At 64.3% G+C, this 22573-nt stretch carries 27 protein-coding genes; 21 read left to right on the top strand and 6 right to left on the bottom strand.

Annotation, left to right across the window (positions count from 1 at the left end; genetic code table 11):
- Window positions 1-584 precede the first annotated feature (584 nt).
- The 7 genes from EJ067_RS02835 to msrA all read left to right on the top strand — a co-directional run bounded on the left by EJ067_RS02835 (window position 585) and on the right by msrA (window position 3415).
- Entirely contained in the window at window positions 585-1295 is a 711-nt protein-coding gene (locus tag EJ067_RS02835) for a glycosyl hydrolase 108 family protein (protein ID WP_126084575.1), read from the top strand.
- The gene (locus tag EJ067_RS02830; protein ID WP_126084574.1) at window positions 1292-1495 is read left to right on the top strand and encodes a hypothetical protein; all 204 of its coding nucleotides are present in this window, start codon (window positions 1292-1294) and stop codon (window positions 1493-1495) included. The genes EJ067_RS02835 and EJ067_RS02830 overlap by 4 nt, the downstream gene beginning before the upstream one ends.
- Window positions 1496-1599: 104 nt before the next feature.
- The gene (locus EJ067_RS02825) at window positions 1600-1839 is read left to right on the top strand and encodes an ABC transporter permease (protein ID WP_126084573.1); all 240 of its coding nucleotides are present in this window, start codon (window positions 1600-1602) and stop codon (window positions 1837-1839) included.
- A complete protein-coding gene (locus tag EJ067_RS02820) occupies window positions 1824-2018 on the top strand; it encodes a hypothetical protein (protein ID WP_126084572.1) in 195 nt (64 codons plus the stop codon). Before EJ067_RS02825 ends, EJ067_RS02820 begins: the two co-directional genes overlap by 16 nt.
- A complete protein-coding gene (locus EJ067_RS02815; protein WP_126084571.1) occupies window positions 2018-2341 on the top strand; it encodes a hypothetical protein in 324 nt (107 codons plus the stop codon). The genes EJ067_RS02820 and EJ067_RS02815 overlap by 1 nt, the downstream gene beginning before the upstream one ends.
- Before the next feature lie 144 nt (window positions 2342-2485).
- Window positions 2486-2716, top strand: a complete 231-nt coding sequence (locus EJ067_RS02810; RefSeq protein WP_126084570.1) for a hypothetical protein — start codon at window positions 2486-2488, stop codon at window positions 2714-2716.
- A 180-nt stretch (window positions 2717-2896) separates the two neighbouring features.
- Entirely contained in the window at window positions 2897-3415 is a 519-nt protein-coding gene (msrA, locus tag EJ067_RS02805; RefSeq protein WP_126084569.1) for a peptide-methionine (S)-S-oxide reductase MsrA, read from the top strand.
- 126 nt (window positions 3416-3541) lie between these two features.
- On the opposite strand, the gene EJ067_RS02800 is transcribed toward msrA, so the two are convergent.
- Window positions 3542-3736 (bottom strand): hypothetical protein, encoded by a 195-nt coding sequence (locus EJ067_RS02800; RefSeq protein WP_095778310.1) that lies wholly within the window; start codon window positions 3734-3736, stop codon window positions 3542-3544.
- A gap of 168 nt (window positions 3737-3904) precedes the next feature.
- Between EJ067_RS02800 and EJ067_RS02795 the strand changes: the two genes are divergently transcribed.
- On the top strand, window positions 3905-4174 hold the full coding sequence (locus EJ067_RS02795; protein ID WP_126084568.1) for a hypothetical protein: 270 nt from the start codon (window positions 3905-3907) through the stop codon (window positions 4172-4174).
- A gap of 23 nt (window positions 4175-4197) precedes the next feature.
- Here the strand turns inward: EJ067_RS02795 and EJ067_RS02790 are convergent, their stop codons facing one another.
- A complete protein-coding gene (locus EJ067_RS02790) occupies window positions 4198-4737 on the bottom strand; it encodes a hypothetical protein (RefSeq protein ID WP_126084567.1) in 540 nt (179 codons plus the stop codon).
- On the opposite strand from EJ067_RS02790, the gene EJ067_RS02785 reads away from it, so the two are divergent.
- A complete protein-coding gene (locus EJ067_RS02785; RefSeq protein ID WP_126084566.1) occupies window positions 4736-4996 on the top strand; it encodes a hypothetical protein in 261 nt (86 codons plus the stop codon). The genes EJ067_RS02790 and EJ067_RS02785 overlap by 2 nt on opposite strands.
- 294 nt (window positions 4997-5290) lie before the next feature.
- Here EJ067_RS02785 and EJ067_RS02780 read toward each other — a convergent pair whose 3' ends face one another.
- The 3 genes from EJ067_RS02780 to EJ067_RS02770 all read right to left on the bottom strand — a co-directional run bounded on the left by EJ067_RS02780 (window position 5291) and on the right by EJ067_RS02770 (window position 6345).
- On the bottom strand, window positions 5291-5743 hold the full coding sequence (locus EJ067_RS02780; RefSeq protein WP_126084565.1) for a GFA family protein: 453 nt from the start codon (window positions 5741-5743) through the stop codon (window positions 5291-5293).
- Between the two features lie 93 nt (window positions 5744-5836).
- The gene (locus EJ067_RS02775; protein ID WP_126084564.1) at window positions 5837-6127 is read right to left on the bottom strand and encodes a hypothetical protein; all 291 of its coding nucleotides are present in this window, start codon (window positions 6125-6127) and stop codon (window positions 5837-5839) included.
- 50 nt (window positions 6128-6177) lie between these two features.
- Window positions 6178-6345 (bottom strand): Thivi_2564 family membrane protein, encoded by a 168-nt coding sequence (locus tag EJ067_RS02770; protein ID WP_126084563.1) that lies wholly within the window; start codon window positions 6343-6345, stop codon window positions 6178-6180.
- Window positions 6346-6948: 603 nt separating this feature from the next.
- Here EJ067_RS02770 and EJ067_RS02765 point away from each other — a divergent pair.
- The 6 genes from EJ067_RS02765 (at window position 6949) to EJ067_RS02740 (ending at window position 13427) form a co-directional block, all read left to right on the top strand.
- On the top strand, window positions 6949-8175 hold the full coding sequence (locus EJ067_RS02765) for an anion transporter (RefSeq protein ID WP_126084562.1): 1227 nt from the start codon (window positions 6949-6951) through the stop codon (window positions 8173-8175).
- Window positions 8176-8335: 160 nt separating this feature from the next.
- Window positions 8336-9409 carry a LacI family DNA-binding transcriptional regulator gene (locus tag EJ067_RS02760; protein ID WP_126084561.1) on the top strand — a complete coding sequence of 358 codons (1074 nt, stop codon included), beginning with the start codon at window positions 8336-8338 and terminating at the stop codon, window positions 9407-9409.
- Window positions 9406-10923, top strand: a complete 1518-nt coding sequence (locus EJ067_RS02755) for a sugar ABC transporter ATP-binding protein (protein ID WP_126084560.1) — start codon at window positions 9406-9408, stop codon at window positions 10921-10923. The genes EJ067_RS02760 and EJ067_RS02755 overlap by 4 nt, the downstream gene beginning before the upstream one ends.
- Window positions 10923-11975 carry an ABC transporter permease gene (locus EJ067_RS02750; protein ID WP_126084559.1) on the top strand — a complete coding sequence of 351 codons (1053 nt, stop codon included), beginning with the start codon at window positions 10923-10925 and terminating at the stop codon, window positions 11973-11975. The genes EJ067_RS02755 and EJ067_RS02750 overlap by 1 nt, the downstream gene beginning before the upstream one ends.
- Before the next feature lie 86 nt (window positions 11976-12061).
- A complete protein-coding gene (locus tag EJ067_RS02745) occupies window positions 12062-13048 on the top strand; it encodes a substrate-binding domain-containing protein (RefSeq protein WP_126084558.1) in 987 nt (328 codons plus the stop codon).
- 148 nt (window positions 13049-13196) lie between these two features.
- Entirely contained in the window at window positions 13197-13427 is a 231-nt protein-coding gene (locus EJ067_RS02740) for a hypothetical protein (RefSeq protein WP_126089474.1), read from the top strand.
- Between the two features lie 253 nt (window positions 13428-13680).
- On the opposite strand, the gene EJ067_RS02735 is transcribed toward EJ067_RS02740, so the two are convergent.
- The gene (locus EJ067_RS02735; RefSeq protein ID WP_189510692.1) at window positions 13681-14703 is read right to left on the bottom strand and encodes an aminopeptidase; all 1023 of its coding nucleotides are present in this window, start codon (window positions 14701-14703) and stop codon (window positions 13681-13683) included.
- A gap of 419 nt (window positions 14704-15122) precedes the next feature.
- Here EJ067_RS02735 and EJ067_RS02730 point away from each other — a divergent pair, with 419 nt between their 5' ends.
- From EJ067_RS02730 to EJ067_RS02705, 6 genes are all read left to right on the top strand, one after another.
- A complete protein-coding gene (locus EJ067_RS02730) occupies window positions 15123-15722 on the top strand; it encodes a LysE family transporter (protein ID WP_189510689.1) in 600 nt (199 codons plus the stop codon).
- Between the two features lie 116 nt (window positions 15723-15838).
- The gene (locus tag EJ067_RS02725; protein WP_126084555.1) at window positions 15839-17944 is read left to right on the top strand and encodes an ABC transporter ATP-binding protein/permease; all 2106 of its coding nucleotides are present in this window, start codon (window positions 15839-15841) and stop codon (window positions 17942-17944) included.
- Between the two features lie 550 nt (window positions 17945-18494).
- Window positions 18495-19637, top strand: a complete 1143-nt coding sequence (locus tag EJ067_RS02720; protein ID WP_126084554.1) for a hypothetical protein — start codon at window positions 18495-18497, stop codon at window positions 19635-19637.
- Between the two features lie 40 nt (window positions 19638-19677).
- A complete protein-coding gene (locus tag EJ067_RS02715; RefSeq protein ID WP_126084553.1) occupies window positions 19678-20391 on the top strand; it encodes a hypothetical protein in 714 nt (237 codons plus the stop codon).
- Between the two features lie 384 nt (window positions 20392-20775).
- Window positions 20776-21183, top strand: a complete 408-nt coding sequence (locus tag EJ067_RS02710) for a DOPA 4,5-dioxygenase family protein (RefSeq protein WP_126084552.1) — start codon at window positions 20776-20778, stop codon at window positions 21181-21183.
- A gap of 327 nt (window positions 21184-21510) precedes the next feature.
- Window positions 21511-22392 (top strand): metal-dependent phosphohydrolase, encoded by an 882-nt coding sequence (locus EJ067_RS02705; RefSeq protein WP_126084551.1) that lies wholly within the window; start codon window positions 21511-21513, stop codon window positions 22390-22392.
- Window positions 22393-22573: the final 181 nt, after the last annotated feature.

The raw sequence follows: 22573 nt of genomic DNA, 5'->3' as shown, positions 1-22573 counted from the left end.
GATCGCGGCCGTCTATCCGTGCTTGAACCGGGAGGGGATGGCCGGCACTCGAGCTGCCCATGGCGGTTTCAGGCGGTTGCGCCTCGCTCGACCAGGTGTGTTGGAGCCCAAAGTGTGGAAATGCTCTCGGGCGCGTCTGTTTACCCCTGAGGGCTATTCGATGTTGACTTTTTGCCGGCGCGGCAGGACCTATCCTTGGGTCACGCTTTCGATCGTACATCCCTCGACCATTCGTGATCCGCCCGTCCCCTCGCACTCGACGCAGCGCACGCTGGTGCCTGGGCATCTAAGCTGATGCGTGCCCGCCGGGCAGCAGTGGCCGTTCGAGCTTCGCCATCTCGGGCATTCGAATATCGTGCCGGTGCCGCCGCAGTCTTGGCACTCGCCTGTTTCGAAAAACGCCAAACCCATTTTGCCCAACCCCTAGGCCTTGCAACGCCGCTGCCCATTCAACCCGGCGGAGCCCAACCGCCATTTTCAGACATTACCATGCGGCAATTAAGGCTTTTCTAAAAAGCTAAATCCACGCGAACGCAATTCGCCGGCAAACTTTTCCACCCCAATCTGCATCCCAGGAACCTCCCATGGACCGCAACTTCGCGCGCTCGCTTGCGCTCGTGCTCAAATCCGAAGGCGGCTGGTCGGACAAAAAAGCCGATCCCGGCGGCGCCACCATGAAGGGCGTCACACTTGCCAACTTCCGCCGCTACGTGAAGGCCGACGCCGGAAAGGCCGATCTGATGAAGATCACGGATGACCAAATCGCAACGGTGTACCGCTGTTTCTATTGGGATTCGGTTGCCTGCGCGCAGCTTCCCGATGGTGTCGACTATGCCGTCTTCGACTTCGCCGTGAACAGCGGGCCGGGCAGGGCTGGGAAATATCTGCAGGCGGTGCTCGGCGTTGCGCAGGACGGCCGCGTCGGGCCGGCCACGCTCGCGGCGGCCCGGGCGAAATCCGCCGGCGCCGTCATCGACGCGCTTTGCGATATGCGTCTCGCCTTCCTGCACCGCCTGCCGACCTGGTCGACTTTCGGCAAGGGCTGGAGCGCGCGCGTCGCCTCGGTGCGAAGCGAGGCGTTGCTCATCTCGGCGCGGCCTGAGGCGCCCGCCCGGCCGCCGCAGACGCCGACCTCCGCCGCGGGGCAGCCGGCCGTCAGCGCCTCTGGCGGCGACGACCGGCCATCGCCCCGCAAGGCCGTCGGTGTCCTCGCCCTGGTCGCGCTGGCGTTCGGTTCGGCCGCCGCTTGGGCCGCGCATCTTCCATGCAATCTCCTTGGAGTCCTCTGCCAATGATCGCCGTCATCATCCGCATCGCGCTGCGTTATGGCGCCGGCGTTCTGGTCGCGCGCGGCCTGCTCGGCGCCGGCGACGCCGCGGCGCTTTCGGCCGATCCCGACATCCAGATGGCGCTCGAAACCGCCGTCGGCCTGGCGCTCAGCCTCGCCGCCGAGGCTTGGTACGCGCTCGCCCACAGATTCCACTGGTCGAAATGAGGTTACAAAATGGTCGAGGTCTTCACCGAACTGCTACGCCAGGCCTTGCCCTGGGTCATCGGCGCGCTGCTCCTTGTAGGCGCGCTCGCCGTGTGGTGGCTGGCATGACGGCGTTCCTGTCCTTCCTCTCCGGCAATCCCGCCATCCTGGGCGTGGTCGCGTCCCTCATTGCGGCTCTCGGCTGGGGCTTTCACCAGCGGCTGGCCGGCGCCAGGGTCGAGCGCGCCAGGCAGGCGGCGAGCGAGGCGGCGGCCCGCGATATCGCCGGTCAGGTCGACAACGATATCGGCGCGTTGCCCGCCGATGCGGTCAGGAAGGAGCTGAAGTCATGGGCAAGGGACTGATCGTTGCCGCCTTCCTCGTTGCGCTTGGCGGCTGCGCAACGGCCAGAAGCGGCTTCTGCATCGTCTCCTCGCCGCTGCGTCTCTCCGCCAGGGCTGTCGATACGCTGTCGGACGAGGAGGCGAGGGCGCTTCTCGCCCACAACCGCAAGGGCGCAAAACTCTGCGGGTGGAGGCCCTGATGCACGACATCTTCGATCTGCTCGGCGTCAAGGGCCAGGTGGTGGCCGCCGGTCTTGCCGGCGGGGTGCTGAGGGCGCTGTCGCGCCATCACTACAAATTGCGCGAGATGGTGGCCTCGCCGATCTGCGGCGCTTTGGCCGCCGCCTATCTGACGCTGCCCGTTGTCGCTTGGGTTCAGGCGAGCGGCCTGCCGATGCCCGACGCCGCCGACGACACCACCACTTTAGCCGCCGCCTTCCTCATCGGGGTGTCTGCCATGTGGATTTCGGACATCCTGTTCGAGGTGGTGGTGCGGCGGTTCAAGACAGCGAAAGAAGAATGAGGCGCCGCTGTTTCGCGATCCCGGGTTCCGACAGGCAGGGCGCGAGTTGCCGGCAATCACGAATTTTCTGAACGCTTAATGAACCAACCGGTCCCCGTCAGGCGACACAGGGTTGCAGACGAAACCACAGCATGGAGAATTCAAATGACCAGGATACTTCGCAATGCACTTCTTGCCGCTGTCGCCGTGTCAGCCTTGGGCGGCTCCGCTATGGCAGGCCAGCAGATCTACGAATGCAACAACACGCCGACCAACAAGCTGTGGGCCGGCCGCTGCTGCGGCGTTGGCGACGCCAACTGCCTCGGTGGCGAAAGCAAGGGGCATGACCGGGGCAATCCCGGCAACAACGGCAGGGGCGACAAGGGGCTCAAGTGAGGTTGACCTGAGGCTGCCGATGCTCGCCGGTTGCACGACCGGCGAACATCGGCAGAAATCCAGCGCCGCGTTTGGTTGCGCTCCAACCACCCTTTTCCGATCGCCCTTTTCAACTGCTTGAGCGGCTGGAAGAAGCAGGCCACAATCCCCACCTATGGAGAAATCCAAAGGAGGTTTGATATGGCTTCTTCCGAACGCGCGGTCCTTGCCGGCGGCTGTTTCTGGGGCATGCAGGATCTGATCCGCCGCTTTCCGGGCGTAATCTCCACGCGTGTCGGCTACAGCGGCGGCGACGTGCCGAACGCAACCTATCGCAATCACGGCACCCATGCCGAGGCGATCGAGATCGTCTTCGATCCGGCCAAGACCAGTTTCCGCACGCTGCTCGAATTCTTCTTCCAGATCCACGACCCGACAACCAGGAACCGTCAGGGCAACGATGTCGGCATGAGCTACCGCTCGGCGATCTTTTACACCAGCGAGGAGCAGAAGCGGGTGGCCGAGGATACGATCGCCGATGTGGACGCCTCGGGCCTCTGGCCGGGCGTGGTCGTCACCGAGCTCGCTCCGGCCGGTCCCTTCTGGGAGGCCGAGCCCGAGCATCAGGATTATCTGGAGCGCTACCCAAACGGCTATACCTGCCATTTCGTCCGGCCGGGCTGGAAGCTTCCGGTCCGTGAAAAGGCCGCCGCATCATAAGATAGCGGCTACGCAATAGGTTCTCATGCATGATCGCGCCCGCCGTGCCGAAAGGCATGGCGGGCTTTTTGCGTTTCGGGCGCCGGCCGATACCTTGTCGGCACGCTCCCGGCTGGAACAGTGGCCTCAGCCTTTGGCCCGGCGGTTCTCGTTTTCATGGCTGCCGATCCAATGGGCGCGGATGCGGTCGCTGGCTTCGAGATAGGCCATGTCGATGAGATAGGTCAGAAGCTTTTCGCCATCAGCCTCAGCCTTCTGGCGAAGCTCCCGCAAGATCCCCTGCGCAAACTGCAGGTTTTCCATTTTGCTTGGCTGGTCCATCGGTGCCCCCAATGTCTGCATGGGAAGTTTGGCTGACTATGCTTGTACGAAGGTTATGGGTCCGACTCACGGTCAGGCTGTACCCGGTTGCACCCGCGCTCGATCAACGAAGCTGTTGGACAACACGCGGAAATGTCGATATTTTACGCCCCCAATCGGATAGTGACCATGCACGAAGACGAGGGCAGCACTCCTGACAAGTTGCAAGCCATGCTTGACGTGATTGCCAGGAGCGAGCCCTCGAGTGGGAGCGCACAGGCCGATGTGGGAAGGCTGCAGGCCGACGCCGCCAAAGCCGCCAATGTGCTGATCGAGTTCTATGGCGACGCCGCCCTCGAGCGAGCCAGGCTTATCGAGCGCCGCTCGCCCCAGTCGCATTTCGCACGCTTGGTGACGGCCGAGATCGGCCGGCGCGGCAGGCTTCCGCCTAGAAGCTAGCCCAAGACCTGTCAGAGATCGCCTCAGGTGCGCCTCCTCGATTTCTCGCCAAGCCTCTGCTGGATCTCTTCCTGGATGTTGTCCAGGAGGTAGGACAGCATGTCGTGCCCGCTCGACTGGGCGATTTCCTTGGCCTGCTCGACATGATTGTGGATTTCGCGCAGCGAGTGCTCCTCCCACGTGGCGTCCTGCGTCAGGTCGACGAACCAGCCGGGATAGAGCGCTGCCTCGCCCATGCCGTCGACATAGCATTGGCCGACGGCCAGGATCTTGCGCAGCCCCATCTTTTCCGAGCGGACCTTGTAGACCTCGCGGAAGCCTGACCTGCGCTCGATTGCCTTGCGGATCGCCAGCCGAACCCTCGGCTGGTCTTCCCGCTCTATGCTTTGCATCCACCGTTCCAGCGGCGCACCGTGCGAGAATTCGTCGAGCGTCAGGTCGAAATAGGCGGACAGATTAGCGTCGCCATAGACGCGATCGCGCTTGATGTCCCAGGTCCAGAACCCGTCGATCGGTGGATACCGCATATGCATGTTGCGGCTGCGTTCAGGCGCCGGCGTCATGAAAACCGCCCCGTTCGGTTTCAAGATTCGCCAGTACTATGTCGCAAAACTCAAAAGAAACAAAGTTGGCCTTTTGTACGAGATCGGAAATCATAAGGCCTGCTGCTGCTTACATAGCCTTGGCCGCCTATTTGGCATGACCAGAAATGCGGATTATGAAAGATTTTCTTTTGCCGAAACAATTTTAACTTCTCTGTCGCAACTGAAGCTTGGTGCTTCATGCGATAAGAAAAAACCTTTGAATTTGAAACAACCTTAAAAGTTGTATTCGTTCGGACGCAACGCCGAGGCCGGGCATTCTATCGTTCTTGCAAGGCCGGCGCGGTAATGCTGATGTGTTGCCTGAGCCGCGCCGGCCGAAGCGGCCTCCAAAAGGTTTCGCCGCGCCGAAGATGCTAGCGGCCGTTGCCATACTGGCAAACCGACCGGTGGTTGAAAATGCGTGACGTCAAGAAGAAGATGAGGTCCACGCTGCCTGCGTCCGGCCATTTCAGGGCATTGCCGGGACCGATGGCTCTTGGTCTGGACTTAAGCCTTGCCGCGTTCTGGGAATTTAGGCTGACCTAAGATAGGACTCCTGTCCCGTCTCCGGTTCGCCACGATCGGCCGCCGAATCGGCGACGGTCCGGTCATTCTCGAACTGGCGCGCATCAGGCAGGGGATGCAACCATTGCTCGCGTCGACCGATCCACAGTTCGTAACTGGGCTCCAATCCTTCGGTCGGCGCGACATCCAGGCTGCCGATCATCACCTCGACCTCATCCTCGCGGACCGTCGGCAAGCGGCTGCCGCAGGTCGGACAGAAGCTTCGTCCGCCATAGGTGCTGGTGATTCCCTCGCTTTCGAATGCCTGTCGCGGCCATATGGCAAAGGCCTGATAGGCCGATCCGCTGGTCTTGCGGCAGTCCTTGCAATGGCAAAGGCCGACCCTCAGCGGCTCGCCGGTCACCCGGAACTGGACGCCGCCGCACAGGCAACTGCCGCTGCGCATAACATCGTTGGACATGGCCGTTCCTCCTGCAGCCGGGATATCGATATCACCAGTCGCTACAATTCGCGTGCCACCGCAACGGTTCCGCAACGCGGTTGGAAGCGTCGCTCAACCAGGGAAGTCGAAGACCGGTTCCTCGCAGCGGTAGACGCGGCACGAACCGTCACGGGTCGGAACCGCGACCGACATCGGGACATCCGGCCAGTCACACTCGTTGCCGAATTGGCGCACGAAACGATCATAGGTGTTGGGTCCCGTGGTCAGCACTGCGGCGTGCCGGCCCTGAATCAGCGCCTGCGTCTCGGTACAGGTCATGGTGCGGGTGTCGGGCCGCGCATCGGCGGCACCGGCGGTCCACAACATCGTGCCGGCAACAAGGGCGATCCACAGACTTTTCATCGAGGCACCGCTTCCAGTCATGGCTTTGCGGTGACAGATATGGATCGCCGCTAGAACACCGCAAGGTGTCTGAGCAGCGAGAGAATGCCGATGATGATGACGATGACCTGGGCGATCTGCCTTGTGCGGCCGTCGAGCGGCAGGCGCTGGATGAGATAAAGCACCAGGATCACCACAAGGAAGGTGATCAGGATGCCGATGAGGATCGACACACCCATTTGCCTGCCTCCAGTTGTCCCAGGTGGGCTGGTTCCAACGTTGCGGATGCTGGAATGGTTCCAGATCCGAGGAAGACGCGTTCAGGCGACGACCGAGAACAGGGCAGAGGTGATCAAGCCATAGGGCGGCGGCCGCTTGCGGGCCGGCCGTGCTTGCAAGCTCCCTGAAACGTGACCAGTCAGGTGTTGCGGCCGTCGCGTCCGACGCATTCCACACAGACGACGCTATGTCCTGGGCAACTCAGGCGATGCGTCCCTTCCGGACAGCAATGGCCGTTGGAACCGATCCAGCGGGCGCAAAGGAAGACTTTCCTGGCGCCATGGCAGCGCAGGCATTCCGTTGAGGGCGTCGGATTCCCCCTGGGCGAGACGCGATGGTCCCCGTCAACGACCGTGTTCATCCGTTTAGTCCCCAACGACTGGATTGCCGGTCCGATTTTTTCAGAAAAGGTTACATTAGCTATCTCAAATGTAAAGCTGCGGGGGACGGCTGGCGCAAGTTTCCAGCGGTCAGCGCTTTCCCTTTGCGCAGCCCTTGCTAAAGGTGATCCGCAAAAGTGCGGCCCGGGCAGATTCTGCCGGGTGGCGAACGGGGATCTCGCAATGACATGGACGGGCGCGAGCGCGCTTTTCATCCTGGTAGCTACCTATGCCGGCGTCGCCGTAGGCCGCATTCCGGGCCTCAGGCTCGATCGCGCCGGCATCGCGCTGCTTGGCGGCGCGGCCATGATCGCCGTCGGCGCGATCAGCATCGAGGACGCCTACGGCGCCATCAACTTCGACACCATCACGCTGCTTCTCGGCATGATGATCGTGGTGGCGCATCTGAAAGTGTCCGGCGCCTTCCGCGCGCTCGGCGGCTTTGCCATCGAACACGCGCATGCGCCCTTCATGCTGCTCATCATGGTGACGGTGCTGACCGGGGTGCTCTCGGCCTTCCTGGTCAATGATGCGATCTGCCTGGTGATGGCACCGATCGTCGTCCACGTTACCCGCGTCATCAAACGCAACCCGGTTCCCTATCTTATCGCCACCTGCACCGCCTCCAATTGCGGCAGCGTGGCCACCATCACCGGTAATCCGCAGAACATGGTCATCGGCGCGCTGTCCGGCATTTCCTATCCCGCCTTCGCCGCGGCGCTTGCACCCGTCGCGCTGTTCGGCCTTGTTGCCGTCATTATCATCGTGCGCTTCCTCTATCGCGTTGAATTTTCGCGGCCCACCGAACTCAGCCCCGAGGTCTATCGCGGCCGCATGCTGCCCGGCCAGGTGCTGAAGGCGACCATTGTCTGCGTCGCGCTGGCGATAGCCTTCTTCGCTGGTGTCCCCGTCGCCAAGGCGGCGCTGATCGCCGGCGCCTTCCTGCTCGTCACCCGGGCGATCAAGCCGCATCGCATCTACCGCGAGATCGACGGACCGTTGCTCTTCATGTTCGCAGGCCTGTTTGTGGTTGTGGCGGGCGCTGAAAAGACGCTGCTCACCCCCGACATGATCGCCTGGGCAAAGACCATCGGGCTCGACGATGTCTGGCGACTCTCCGGCTTCACCGCCGTGCTTTCCAACATCATGAGCAATGTGCCGGCGGTGCTGGCGCTGCGGCCCTTCATTCCCGGCCTGGAAAACCCCGAGCGCGCCTGGCTGGTCGTGGCGATGAGCTCGACGCTTGCCGGCAATTTCACGCTGCTCGGCTCCGTCGCCAACCTCATCGTCGCCGAGCAGGCAAAAGCGGCCGGCAAGGAATTGTCCTTCACGGCCTTCTTCAAGGTCGGCCTGCCGCTGACCTTGCTGACGCTTCTTGCCGGCACCGCCTGGCTCGCTTTCACCTCCTGATTTAGGACTTTTCCGCCCGTGGCAAAAATCTGTCATGAGCATCTATCGAATCGATTGCGCAAACGTTTCGATGGCTCTATGGTTTCATCAAATCCGCCGCAGAGCGGACGGGAAACGCAATTCAGGGAGGAGAGCTTGCGGGCACTCCATAAGAGCCGTCATGCCGACAATGGCTGAGGTCGCGCGCCGCGCCGGCGTCTCGGTTTCGACCGTCTCGCATGTCGTCAACCGCACCCGCTTCGTCTCGCCCGAGAAGGCGCAGCTCATCAACGACGCCATCGCCGCCATGGGCTACCAGCCCAACGAATTGGCGCGCTCGCTCAAAGTCGCCTCGACCAACAGCGTCGGGCTCGCCATCTCGGCGATCTCCAATCCTTATTTCACCGACATCATCTGCGCGGTCGAGGCCGAATGCGCGCGGCTCGGCCTGATGGTGTTTCTCTCCGACACGCAGGAAGACCCCGACCGCGAGTTGTCTGTGGTGCGCGCCTTCCACCAGCGCCGTGTCGACGGCGTTATCCTGGCGCCCTCCGGCGCGCCTGAGCGAGCGATTGCCTATCTCGCCGAAAAGAAGCTGCCTTGCGTTTTGATCGACCGCTTCGCCGACGACCGCTTCGATCAGATCGGCGTCGAGAACGAGACGGCGATGCGCGCCCTGATCGACCATGTCGCCTCCTTCGGCCACCGCCGCATCGGTTACATCGCCGGCCAGCCGGGGCTGGCCACCACGCGCGAGCGCGTCGACGCCTTCCGCGCGTCGCTGGCCGCCAATGGACTTGAATGCCTGCCGCACTATGTCTCGCCGGAGAATGTCGACACGGCGAGCGCCACGGCATCGACGCATGCGATCCTGTCGCTGCCCGCGCCGCCAACCGCATTGGTCACCGGCAACAACATGACGACGATCGGGGCAGTCCGCGCCATCCGGGAGAAAGGTCTATCGATCCCGCGCGACCTCTCGCTGGTCGGCTTCGACGATTTCGAATGGGCCGATTGCTTCGAGCCGCGCCTGACGCTGGTCGAGCAGCCCTGCACCGAGATCGGCCGCCAGGCGGCGGCGCTGCTTAGCGCCCGCATCGCCTCGAGTGACGCGGCACCCCACGCCGTGCGCCTGCAGGCGACGCTCAAGGCACGCCAATCCTGCGCGAGGCCGGCCCAAACGAGGCCGTCCGATAAGAGGTCGGCCCACGCGAGGTCCGCCCAGGCGAGGTCGGCCCACGCGAGGCCGGAATGAGCGCGCCGCTGCTTTCCGTCACGGGTGCGGTGAAACACTTCGGCGGGGTGCAGGCGCTGCGCGGCGTCGACTTCGACCTCAAGGCTGGCGAGATCCATGCGCTGCTCGGGGAGAACGGCGCCGGCAAGTCGACGCTGATGAACCTTCTGTCGGGCGTCTACACGCCGGACGAGGGCGAGATCCGCATCGACGGCAGGCCGGTCACCTTCAGCAATCCGCGCGAGGCTCAAGGCGCCGGCATCGCCACCATCTTCCAGGAACTCGATCTCGTGCCCTCGCTCGACGTCGCGGCGAACCTCTTCCTCGGTCGCGAGCTGATGCGGCCGCGCGGCATGCTCGACGTGCCGGCGATGCGCCGCGAGGCGAAACGGCGGCTGGAAGCGATCGAGCTCGCCATCGACCCCGCGCGCCTCGTCGCCGACCTCTCGATCGGCCAGCGCCAGGTGGTGGCGATCGTCAAGGCGCTGTCCTACGCCTCCCGCGTGCTGATCATGGACGAGCCGACGGCCGCGCTTACCGTCGGCGAGGTCGAGCGCTTGTTCGACATCATGAGGAAGCTTGCCGCGACCGGCGTCGGCATCGTCTACATCTCGCATCGGCTGGAGGAAGTGCCTGATATCGCCGACCGCGTGACGGTGATGCGCGACGGCAGAATTGCCGGCATCACCGAGCCGCACGCGCCGCAGGCCGAGCTGGTGCGCCTGCTGGTCGGCCGGCCGCTGGACGAGCTTTATCCCGGGCGCGCCAAGAGCGCCGGCAAGACGCTGCTCAGCCTCAAGGATGCGAGCTTCAGGCTCGCCCGCGAAAGCGCCGGCTGGCAGCCGCCGAGCGGCATTTCGCTGGAGGTCAAGGAAGGCGAGATCGTCGGGCTTGCCGGCATCATGGGGGCAGGGCGCACCGAGCTGCTTTCCGCGCTCTACGGCACCGGACTTGCCGGCCGCTGGCAGGGCGAGGTTGCGGTCGGTGGCCGGCCGGTGAAGCTTGACTCCATCAGCGCGGCGCGCAAGGCCGGCATCGCCTTCGTCACCGACGACCGGCGCGGCAGCGGCCTGATGCTTCGGATGGCAGTGGGCTTGAACCTGGTGATGTCGGTGATCCGGCGCATCTCGCCGGCCGGCCTGATGTCGCCGCGCCGCCAGGCGGAGGCAGTGGGGCAATCCTTCGGCCAGTTCGACATCCGCCCGAAGAACCCGGACATCGCTGTCGGTGCGCTGTCGGGCGGCAACCAGCAGAAGGTGGTGCTGGCGAAGGAAATCCTCGGCAATCCGCGGCTGTTGCTGCTCGACGAACCGACGCGCGGCGTCGATGTCGGCGCCAAAGGCGAAATCTATACGCGCCTGCGGGCTCTTGCAGCGCAAGGACTGGGCATTCTGGTCGCCTCCAGCGAGATGCCGGAACTGATCGGCCTCTGCGACCGGATCGTGGTGCTGCGCCAGGGGCGCAATGTGGCGGAATTTATCGGCGGCGTCGACGAGCACACCGTGCTTGCTGCGGCAAACGGCAGGGAGGCCTGATGTCGGACCAGAAGATTTCGGTGGCGGCGAACCCGCCCGCGGCGGCGCCCAAACATCGCGTCGACCCGCTGGCCATCATCGTGCGTTTCCAGAGCCTGATCGGGCTGGTGCTGGTGGCGATCGGCGGCATCATCTTCTCTCCCCGGCGCCATGGCGAGATCCTGTTCCTCAACCCCGACAACATCGCCAACATCGTGCGCGCGGTGTCGGAGACCGGCATCATCGCCATCGGCATGACCTTCGTCATCATCACCGCCGGCATCGATCTCTCGGTCGGCGCGGTTCTTGGCCTTTCCGCGGTGGTGACCGCCACGATGATGATCTCCGGCGGGTTCGGGCTGATCTCCACGATCCTCGCCGTGCTTGCCATGGGCGTCATCTTCGGCGTTGTCCAGGGCACGATTTCCACCCGCTTCCGGCTGGAGCCCTTCATCGTTACCCTTGCCGGTTTGCAGGCGGCGCGGGGTCTCGCGCTGATCGTCTCCGGCAATCAGTATATCAACATCTCCTATGGCGACGGACCGGGCCTTGCGCCGCCGGTGTTCGCGGTGCTTGGCGAGCGCCTGTTCGATAACACGGTGCCGGTGGCGACCATCGTTTTCATCATCTTTGCCGCTTTAGCCACCCTGGTGCTCAACACCACGCGCTTCGGGCGTTACGTCTACGCCGTCGGCGGCAACGAGCGCGCCGCACGCATTTCCGGCGTGCCGGTGTCGATGGTGAAGATCTCGGTCTACGCCATCACCGGCTTTGCCTCCGCGCTTGCCGGCATCGTGCACGCCGGCCAGTTCAACTTCGGCAGTGCCAATGACGGCATGGGCTATGAATTGACGGCCATTGCCGCCGTCGTCATCGGCGGCACCAGCCTGTTCGGCGGCGCGGGCTCAATGGTCGGCACCGTTGCCGGCACCATCATGCTCGGCGCGCTCGCCAACATCCTTCAGCTCAACAACATCACCCCCGCCACGCAGTTGCTCGCGACCGCCGCGATCATCGTGCTCGCGGCAGTGCTTCAATCCCTTGTTCGCCGCCGCGAGGGATTGGGACGATAGGAGGCCGGCGGCAGCATTCGGAAAGAGCAACCCCAGGAACCGCAACGAAGGTCTGGCCCCCGGGCCAGACGAGGAGGAGACTGAGCATGAGAACCACACTGAGAGGATCGCGCGTCCTGCGGGCCGCGCTGCTGGCAGGCGCCGGCCTATGCGTGGCCGGAACGGCCCAGGCGGCCGACCCGATGGTGAAGGCCTGCGCCAAGGACGGCCAGTTCGTCATCGGCTTTTCGCAGGCAAACAACGCCGAGCCCTACCGCCAGCACGTCAATGACGAGCTGACGGCGGCCGCCAAAGAGGTGCCGGGCTTCACGCTGCAGATCGCCGACGGCGCCGGCAACGTCAACACGCAGACCTCGCAGGTCGACAATTTCATTACCCAGAAGGTCGACATCCTCTTGATCTCGCCCTTCGAGGCAGCACCGCTGACGCCCGCCGTGAAGCGCGCCATGGATGCCGGCATTCCGGTAATCGAGCTCGACCGCAAGACGGTGGGCGACCCCGGCAAGGACTACACGGCCTTCATCGGCGGCGACAATTTCAAGATCGCCGAGGAAGCCGGCAAGTTCACGGCCTCGAAGCTCTTGCCCGATGGCGGCGAGGCGGCGGTGCTGGAAGGCCTGCCGAGCTCGACCCCGGCGGTGGAGCGCTTGAACGGTTTCAAGGAAGGCGTGAAGGCCAACCCGAAGATCCAGATCGTCGCCGAGCAGGCTGCCGACTGGGTTCCGGATAAAGCCCAGACCGCCTTTTCCGCCATGCTGCAGGCGCACCCCGACATCAAGGTGCTCTATGCCTCGAACGACATGATGGCGGCAGGCGCGCTGCTGGCCGCCAAGGGCGCCGGCAAGGACGTCAAGATCATCGGCACCGACGGCCTGCCGGGCCCGGCAGGCGGCATCGAGGCGGTGGCCAAGGGCGACTGGGCGGCGACCTTCACTTACCCGACCGGCGCCAAGGAAGCGATCGAGATGTCGAAGAAGATCCTGCTCGATTGCGCGACCTCCGTGGATGCGAACGTGACGGTGGACACCACCGCGATCACGCCGGAGAACGCCAAGCAACTGGCCGGAAAATAGGGCAGGGGTCTACCATCGAAGCTGTTGCGACAAGGCCCCGTACGGGGCCTTGTTTTTGTTTTCAGGCCCGGGCGCCGTGCTCTCATCGGTATTGCTGCGCCGCGAATCTGTGTTAAGCCGCCGCTCCACCAAATTAAGGACTACACAAGTGAGTGAACCGAACGTGGCCCAGGCGACCGAGAACATCTATGCCTCGCTCAAGGCGGACAATGCCGACATCGACGCGCATATCGCGACGCTCAAGGCGGCGCTGGCACGCGAAGGAATGAAACAGGCGGTGTTCGATCCAGCCAAGTTGGCGCACAACAACCGCGCGGGCCGCAAGTTGATGCAGGCTTATTTTCGGCAGCGCGGCGTGACCGTTGCGTTTTCGAGCTAGAGCAACTCCGGGAACGTGTGAGCGGTTTTCCGTCCGGAATTGCGTAAAAATAAGGAGATAGGGCGTTTCGCCGTTTCCGTGAAACGGTGAAACGCAGTAGTGGAGCTGTGCGCCGACCGGGCGCAAAGGATGTTGCGATAAGGCCCCGCAAGGGGCCTTTTTTTGTTTTTCGGCCTCGTCGCGGCCTCGCGTGGCGGCCCGAGCCAGCGTCGCTCAGGGCCGCGTTTGTCGACGGTCTTCTTGCTTGTTCAGGTCAATTGCACGTCGCCGCGGTCTTCAACGCCTCCGCTCGGGACGCTGCGGGCAAGGCGGCGATCCGTCGAACGGAAGCATAGAACCTGGGATAGTCGGCTGAGCACAAGTCGAACAAGTGAAGGAACGCCGGAACCTGTTCGCCGTAGACAGCAGTCGCGGCGAGCTTTGCGTTGTTGATCGGGCTATCGAACCAGGCGTCGTATCCGCGGTATCCGGCCCAGCGGTTGTCGCGCAGGTGCCGGTAGCGCATCCGCAGCCTGTCGATTGCGGCGTCTTTGGCGGCCGCCATCTGCTCCGGGCTACGCGGACTTCCATAAACCTGCCTCAACTCGTCCCGGGTTTTCGCTATCAGCTCGAGAAAATCGGCGCTGCGCTTGCGATTGGCTTCGTAGCGGCGCAGTCCGGCGCGGTTGCCGGTGGCGCGAAGCCATTTTCTGGCGCCGCTGGTTTCGACCGAAACTGCAAAAGACTCGTTGAATGCCGAGTCGTTGTTCACATAGATTTTCTGATGCGCCAGTTCATGAAAGACAAGGGTGGCGATGTAGGTGTCGTCGTGCCGGAGCATGGTGCTGAGCAACGGATCGCTGAACCAGCCCAGCGTGGAATATGCCGTGACGCCTGAGACGTAAACATCCAGCCCTTGTCGCTGCAGTTCGGCAGCGCTTTCAGTCGCGGATTTCCGTGAAAAGTAACCCCGGTAGGGAACGCAGCCGAAAACCGGAAAACACCATGTCACCGGCGTGAGCGAAAATTGCGGCGCGGCAAAAACGGCATAGGTCACATTGTCCCGGCCGATGTCGACATAGCTGCGGTAGCTGCTGTTGTCGGGCAACGCCAGTTCATCGGTGGCAAAGCGGCGTATGGCGGCGGCCGACGCCAACTTGGCGCGCAATGGATTTGGCGTCGAAGGATCGCGGATCAGCTTCCCGACATTCCTGCGCGCCGCCATGATCTCGACATGGCCCTCCAGCGACTGCGCGTAATAGGAAATGCTGGTGCACCCGGCCACGGCGAACGTCATGACCAGCGCCGCAAGCAATCGAAACACGCCCTTCACAGCTTGCCCCCCGCTTGCTCGTCGCCGCATTGAGCAAATGTCCCCATTTGCCCCCCGTCTCAAACAGGCCGGCCAATTTTCGTCAAGACCTCGAAGGTGTGGGATTGGGCTTTGGCGGGATTGGCGATGCGGCCGTACGCCTATGAATCTGCAGATGGCGCGCCTTGTTTTGTTTTTGGGGCTGCCGCGGACCCTCGGCGAAATCCCAATTGGCAGGAACTGGTAGGAACAGGCTCTTCCAGCCAGATGGATGAGGCCACCAGGGGGTGACAAGGCGCACGGCGCGTGCATTGTTTGCGCGCGACCGACATCGACCTGGGAGAAGAGCCTTGACCGAGCTTGCAACCATCCTGTCCATCCTTGGCGTTTTCCTGCTGGGCGCGATGAGCCCCGGGCCGAGCTTCGTCGTCGTCTCTCGCATCGCGGTGGCCGGCGAGCGCGCCGACGGCCTGGCGGCGGCGATCGGCATGGGCATCGGCGGCTTCATCTTCGCCACCATCGCCATGGCCGGCCTGACGGCGCTGCTCGTCCAAGTCGCCTGGCTGGACATTGTCCTGCGCATCGCCGGCGGCGCCTATCTGTTGTGGATCGGCATCAAGATCTGGCGCGGCGCGAATGAGCCGATCGAGATCGCCAGCGATGCATCGGCGCGCGCCGGCTCGTTCTGGCGGGCGCTGCGCCGCGCGCTTCTGGTGCAGCTCGCCAATCCCAAGACCGCTATCTTCTACGCCTCGATGTTCGCGGCCATGCTGCCGGCATCGCCGCCGCTCTGGATGCTCTTCGTGCTGCCACCGCTGCTCTTCCTCAACGAATTCGCCTGGTACGCCATCGTCGCCTTCGCCTTTTCCGCCAGCCGGCCGCGCGCGGCCTATCTCGGCACCAAACACTGGATCGACCGCGCCGCCGGCGCCGTCGTCGGCGCGCTCGGCCTGAAGCTGATGTGGGTAGGCATGGCCGCCGCGCGCCGCGGCTTCGCCGGGTGAGGTGAGGTCTGGAATCGTGGCCATTCGCGACTGTCCGACCGGTCGGATGACCTGGCTCGGAGCGATGCATCCGCGTGCGCGGTGAAACCTTCTGAATTTTAAGCCGTTGTCGGCTGATGTCAGAGGCTGAATTCAAACCGAAACCGACCGACGCCGCCAAACCGCGCGGTGCCCGCAAGGCTCGCGAAGAGACGTCGCGCCAAGACGAAGTGCGTGAACCGAAGCGGCGCCCGGAAGAGTCGACTTCACCAAGGAAATCGGGCCCAAAGAAGCCAAGCGCAGGGAAAACAAGTGGCGAGAAGGAGCCGCCCGCCGAAGCCGTGCCCGAGGTCAACGGCCAGGCCGCGCCGCCCCCGCCCGAGTCCGTCGAGCCGGATCCCGAGCTGACGCCGCAAGCGGCCGAGCAGGCGCGCAAGAAATACCTTCTGCGGCGTTTCTGGATCAGCGGGCGAGGCTATTGGGGCCAGCACGGCGACCGGCTCGCCTGGCCGTTCACGGTTCTGCTGCTGGTTCTGATCGTCGTCAATGTCGGCTTCCAGTACGGCATCAACGTCTGGAACCGCGCCTTCTTCGACGCGATCGAGCAGCGCAACGTCCGCACCGTCTATATGCTGAGCGCTGTCTTCCTGCCGCTGGTGGCAGGAAGCGCCAGCCTGGTCGTCGCGCAGGTTTACCTGCGTATGACGATCCAGCGCCGCTGGCGCTCCTGGCTCACCACCGGCGTCATCGCGCGCTGGCTGGCCCACGGCCGCTACTATCAGCTGAACCTCGTCGCTGGCGACCACACCAATCCCGAAGCCCGTCTGACGGAAGATTTGCGGATCGCCACCGACGCGCCCGTCGATTTCATTTCCGGCGTGATCAACGCCTTCCTGTCGGCCTCGACCTTCATCGTGGTGCTGTGGACGATCGGCGGCGCGCTGACCTTGCCGTTCGGCGGCGCGAGCATAACCATTCCCGGCTTCCTCGTCGTCACCGCGGTCATCTATGCCGCCATCACCTCGACCTCGATGGTGGTCATCGGCCGCCATTTCGTGCAGCTCTCCGAGGTGAAGAACCAGGCCGAAGCCGAATTCCGCTACGTGCTGACGCGTGTGCGCGAGAACGGCGAGAGCATCGCGCTCCTCGGCGGCGAGGAGGAGGAGCGCAGCGGCATCGACAGGACTTTCGGCCATGTGCTGAGGCAATGGGCGCTGCTGACGGGACAGCACATGCGCACGGCGGTGGTGTCGCAGGGGGCGAGCCTGTTCGCGCCGGTGGTGCCGGTGCTTTTGTGCGCGCCGAAATTCCTCGAAGGCTCGATGTCGCTTGGCGAGGTCATGCAGGCCGCGTCTGCCTTCGCCATCGTGCAGGGCGCGTTCGGCTGGCTGGTCGACAACTATCCTCGCCTTGCCGACTGGAACGCCTCGGCGCGCCGCATCGCCTCGCTGATGATGTCGCTCGACGGGCTGGAGCGCGCCGAACGGAGCGAGGCCTTCGGCCGCATCAGGCATGGCAATACGGAAAACGGTGCGATGCTCTCGCTCGACGATCTCTCCGTCACGCTCAATGACGGCACCGGCGTGGTCAAGGAGACCGAGGTCGAGATCGTGCCGGGCGAGCGCGTGCTGGTGGCCGGCGAATCCGGTACCGGCAAGTCGACGCTGGTGCGGGCGATCGCGGGGCTGTGGCCTTGGGGCGGCGGCAGCGTCAATTTCCACGCCGACAGGCGGCTGTTCATGCTGCCGCAGCGCCCCTACATCCCCACCGGCACGCTGCGCCGCGCGGTCGCCTATCCCGCCCCCGCCGACAACTGGGCGGTCAAGAAGATCAATGCAGCCCTCGACAAGGTCGGCCTCGCTTACCTGAAAGACCGGCTGGAGGAAGACGCGCCCTGGGACCAGACGCTCTCCGGCGGCGAAAAGCAGCGCCTCGCTTTCGCGCGCCTGCTTCTGCATTGCCCCGACATCGTCGTGCTGGACGAAGCGACCTCGGCGCTCGACGAGAAGAGCCAGGACAGGATGATGCAGACGGTGATCCGCGCCCTGCCCAAGGTGACCATCATCAGCGTCGCCCACCGGGCCGAGCTGGAAGCGTTTCACAGCCGCAAGATCACGCTCGAGCGGCGCGAGGGCGGGGCGAAGCTGGTCAGCGACGTGGAGCTTATTCCGCGCAGGAGGACGCGGGGCCTGGTCGCGCGGGCTCTGTGGGGGAGCGGGCGGCGGCGCCGAGGGCCAGGGTGAGGGGACGGCGATCTACTTGGCCGCAGACACGACCGCACATTAGGCAAAACCAATTTGCAAGTTGCCCCTTAACGGCGCGGTGGGCGAGCTCAACACATGCCATGGCCGCCCACGACGGATCGATAATCACTAAGTTGAAAGGTGACGGTCCCCTAAGCCTTTTGCGGTACTTGGCGTTGCCGAGAGAGTGCTTTTCTATCATGGGTCTTTGGTGCGGCGTCCAGCCGCCGAGTACGGGTTTACGGATCGTAGATGGCGGTGAGGGGCGCGCAGCCGGTGGGGTTCAGTGATGAACCATGTGCAGGGCACCCAGTCAGCATGCATCCATCGTAACTCCACCTTCATTGGGCGACGGGTTTCGAGTTCACTCCTTGGAATGCGCGGCAGGGGCTGCACCCCCGCGCTTTGTCTCATTTCGCTATGCCTCGTTCTGCTGCTGGGTCTTCCGGCGAGGAGCCAGTCGACGGTTGACGACAGACTAGGCCCGGGAGACAGGATCGAACTGCACGTTTGGCACTGGACCGCGCTGCGTGGCGGCGTTGTGGAGGGGTTGCAGCTCAACCGAGACTTCAACATCGACTCGACCGGCAGGGTAGACCCATGGAGCGGGCCCAGGCTGCGTACCGACGAGTTGGCAAAGCTGATTGCCGATCGTCTGCAAGCCAGGAGTGGCCTGCCCGAGCGGCCGGAGACGATCGTCCAGCGCATCCTTAAACCGGCCGCGGAAACGACAGGTTCCGTGGGGCTCGAAGGCGAGCAAGCAGCGCCCGAAGATACGGCGCCCACGGCGCCAGGAGCACTCGAGCAAGCTGCGCAGACGCTGCCTGGCGAGCATGAGCAGGCTTTGCGCCGCGAATTGGCGGCGGCACGAGTTGAGCTGGACGTCATGCAGCGCAACGCGCGCGACGCAAGCGCCGAGGCGCATGCAGTGGCCGACAAGGCGGCCAAACAGGCACAAGACCTGCAAAAGCAGCGGCAGAAAGCCAAAGCGCTCGCGCTCGATCTGGAGGCGGCGCGGCGCGTTGTCGAAGACTTCAAGGCCAAGGCTATTGTGTGGGACAATGAAAAGGCCGCCATGCTTAAAGCGGATCGCTCGACAGAGGCCTCTCAGGTTGCTGTTCAGCGGGCGCTTGATGAGGAGCGGCACAAGGTTGATCTCCTTGAACAGCAACTCGCCGCGTCCCGCCGGGCCGCCGAGGATCTGAAGACAGGCGCAACTCAGGCCGCGATCGAGCAGGCCAACGCCATAAAGGACCGCCAGGCGGCCGAGGCCGCATTGAAGCAGACCGGCGAGGCGCTGGCGCTGGAACGTCAGCGGGCGGATGCCGCCGCGCGGGATCTCGACAGCGTGCGCAAGGAACGCGACGCTTCAAGAGAGGCCGCGGCAGCGTTGAGCGCGGCGTTGGAACAAGAGCGTGAAAGATCTATCGGCCTGGCCCGCAGCCTCAGTGCCGCACGGCAGGCAACTGGCATCGTCAAGGCGGAGCGTCGCACGGTGAGCATGAAGCGCATGCCGAAAGCGACTGTCCCCGCAAGGCGGCATGCAAGCATGTCGGAGCGCTCCGCGTCCGCGCACAAGGCGCCGGACAGGCAGAGGGTTAAGCTGCAAAAGTCGCCGCAACCCGATCTGGTGGCGACCATAGCTCTTCCCGCCGCCTTGCTGCCGACGCGACCACCGACGCCGGACCCGTGAAGAGCAGCGACCCGCAACGATACCGCGGGGAGGTATGGCCATGAAGAAATACGTCGCAGCTGGCTTGGTGATCGGGATCACGATCGGGCCTGCCTCGGCTGTCGACGTCGGCGTAGGCGGCACGGTTGGCGGTGTCGGGGTCAGCGCTGGATTGAGCGCCGGTTCGCAAGGCGTGTCGGCGGGCGTGGGCGCGAGCGCCGACGGTGTCGGTGGCGCAAACGCTGGCGCATCGGCCAGCGGCGGCGGATCACCCGGCGCCAGTGCCGGCGGCAACATGGGCGGCAAAGGCGCGGGCGTGTCTGCGGGCGCCCGTGTGGGCGACCATCCTTCCGCTCAAAGAGGACAGGCTCATTCTGCCCGGCGCCCGGCCGCAGTCACGACAGCCCCCGCTTTGGCCAAGACCGCGGCACAATCCATCACTCTGCCTCCCGCGCTGCGGCCTTCCGGCAACGGTGACCTCCGGCGGCTCGCCGAGGGGCATCCGTTTGCGGTCCTGTCACCTCTGACAGCGAAACCCGGCACACCAGATCACGTGGTGCGCGCCTGTCACGCGGCGATCATGACCGCCGCGAAGCCCCTCGGCGCCGTGCGTGTCTACGCGGCAAGCGCAGGTCCCGCGCGTCAAGCTCAAAGCGGACTCAACGCCCCGATCGCGGTGCGCATAGACTATAAGAGGCAAGGCGGCATTGAAGTCAGGCAGGCGCGTGTCGACTGTCGCCTCAATGCGGCGGGGACGGTCACCGCGGTGATTTAGCGCGCAAGGCACATCGGCCCCAATCTCGGCTATTCGGTCTTCTCGAAAAAAGGCACCGCATAGGCCGCGTTTCCGCGGCCGCGGACAGGGCAATCGCAGATGCTGCTCCCCCGCTCCGTCTCGGCGCTGCGCGCCGATCCACCTCTCCCCCATTTCATGGGGGCGAGGAAACGCCAACCGCCGAGGCCGCGCCCCCGGAAAGCTTGGGTTCCTCGCCCCATAACGTGGGGGGAGAGGTGGCTCGGCGAAGCCGAGACGGAGCCGGGGCTGGCGCTGCCGTGCGCGATTGCCTTCCTGAACCGCGGGGGACCGGTTGCAGACAAGGCGCCTGCACCTCGGCTACAGTTCCGCGGCGCGCAAAAATCATCGAAGGGGAGCATCGCGATGAACGAAGTCAGGCCGATCGCCGAGATCGCCAGCTATCACGCCCATATCTACTACGCCGGGCAGGCCGAGCGGCACCATGCCGAATGGCTGCGCCTGCGCATCGGCGAACGTTTCCGCGTGCGCCTGGGCAACTGGCGCGACGAGCCGGTCGGCCCGCATCAGCAGGCGATGTACCAGGTCTCGTTCGCGACCGAGCTTTTCGCCTCGCTCGTGCCGTGGCTGATGCTGAACCACGGCGGCCTGAGCATCCTCATCCACCCCAACACCACCAACCCCAAGCGCGACCACCTGGTCGACCCGATCTGGATCGGCCGGCCGCTGGGCGTGAACGGCGAGGTGCTTGGCGATGAGGATGAGGCGGAAGAGGCGCTGGAGGTGAATACGGAGCCGACGCTGGGGGCGTAGGGCGGGCAGCTTTCACCGGCACTAGCTTCGACCTGCCGCGGTCATGACTTCAGCTCCCAAGCCCAGAGTGCCAGGTCCAGAGGTCCCGATGCCCGGTCGAGATGAGCCTCGAAACATGGGTGAACATGGCCGCGGCAGTCGCCGACGGCGCAGTCGGCACCGGCGGCGGCCACGGTCTCGCGAGTGGCGATGGCGACCGCCGGCAGCAGCCGCCAGTCCCCGCCGGCTTAGGGCCTTGGTCTGGCACAAATCTGCGACGGAACCGTGCTAGGATGGCCGCCGCGCGGCGCGACTTGTCATGCTTCAAAGCGGTCAGGAACGATTGTCATGCTCAATCCGATCTCCATCATGGCCAACCGGCTCGGCGACTATCTGTCGGAACTCTATCTGCAGTATTTCTCGCATCGCAATCCGGAATATGCGAGCTACCTGGGCGGGGCGGCGCGCCTTGTGTTGGAGCGCATCGGCAGTTCTAACGCGCTCTACCACAACATCGAGCACACGCTGATGGTCACGCTCGCCGGCCAGCAGATCATCCGCGGCCGGCTGCTTTCAGAAGCCCTGACCCCTGATGACTGGCTGCATTATACCTGCGCGCTGCTTGTCCACGACATCGGCATGGTGCACGGCGTGTGCGAGGGCGACACCGACGAGAGCTTCGTCATCAACGAGGCGGGCGACCGCTGCACGCCGCCGCGCGGCGCCTCCGACGCGGTGCTTGGGCCCTATCATGTCGACCGCGCCAAGATGTATGTGCGCCAGCGTTTCAAGTCCTCGAAGTTCATCGACGAGGAGCGCATTGTCGCGGCGATCGAGATGACGCGCTTTCCGGTGCCGAACGATCCGGCCTACCACGTCACCAACACCGAACCGGCGCTGGTCAGGGCCGCGGACCTGATCGGCCAGCTCGCCGATCCCTTCTACCACCGCAAGCTGACGGCGCTGTTTGCCGAGTTCTCCGAGATCGGCATGGTGGAAAAGCTCGGCTGCAGGACCGCCGCCGATCTCGGCGCCATCTTCACCAATTTCTTCACGCTCGAGGTCGAGCCCTATATCGGCGACGCGCTGCGCTATCTGGAGCTGACGACGGAGGGCAAGCAGTGGATCGCCAACCTCCACAGCAACCTGTTCCAGTCCGGGCATCGCCCGGCCAGGATCGGACCATTCCCGGGCGCGTCGCAGCCGGCGAGCCTTTCGGTGGTGACTTAGAGCGCTCGGCATCTGACGAAGTCGCGACGGGCCGGTCGGCCCGCACCGGCAGGCCAGCAGCGCGCGGTCTCGCCGAGGCCACATCAGCTCATTTGGCTAGTGCTAGTTCAACACGCTCCTGAACTCGCTCCTCGATCGCCTTCAGGAAATGGTCGGATGTGGATGTCCATCCAAAGAGTAT

The organism is Mesorhizobium sp. M1D.F.Ca.ET.043.01.1.1, from assembly GCF_003952385.1.
Classification (GTDB): Bacteria; Pseudomonadota; Alphaproteobacteria; order Rhizobiales; family Rhizobiaceae; genus Mesorhizobium.
This window is presented reverse-complemented; position numbering and strand designations above follow the sequence as displayed.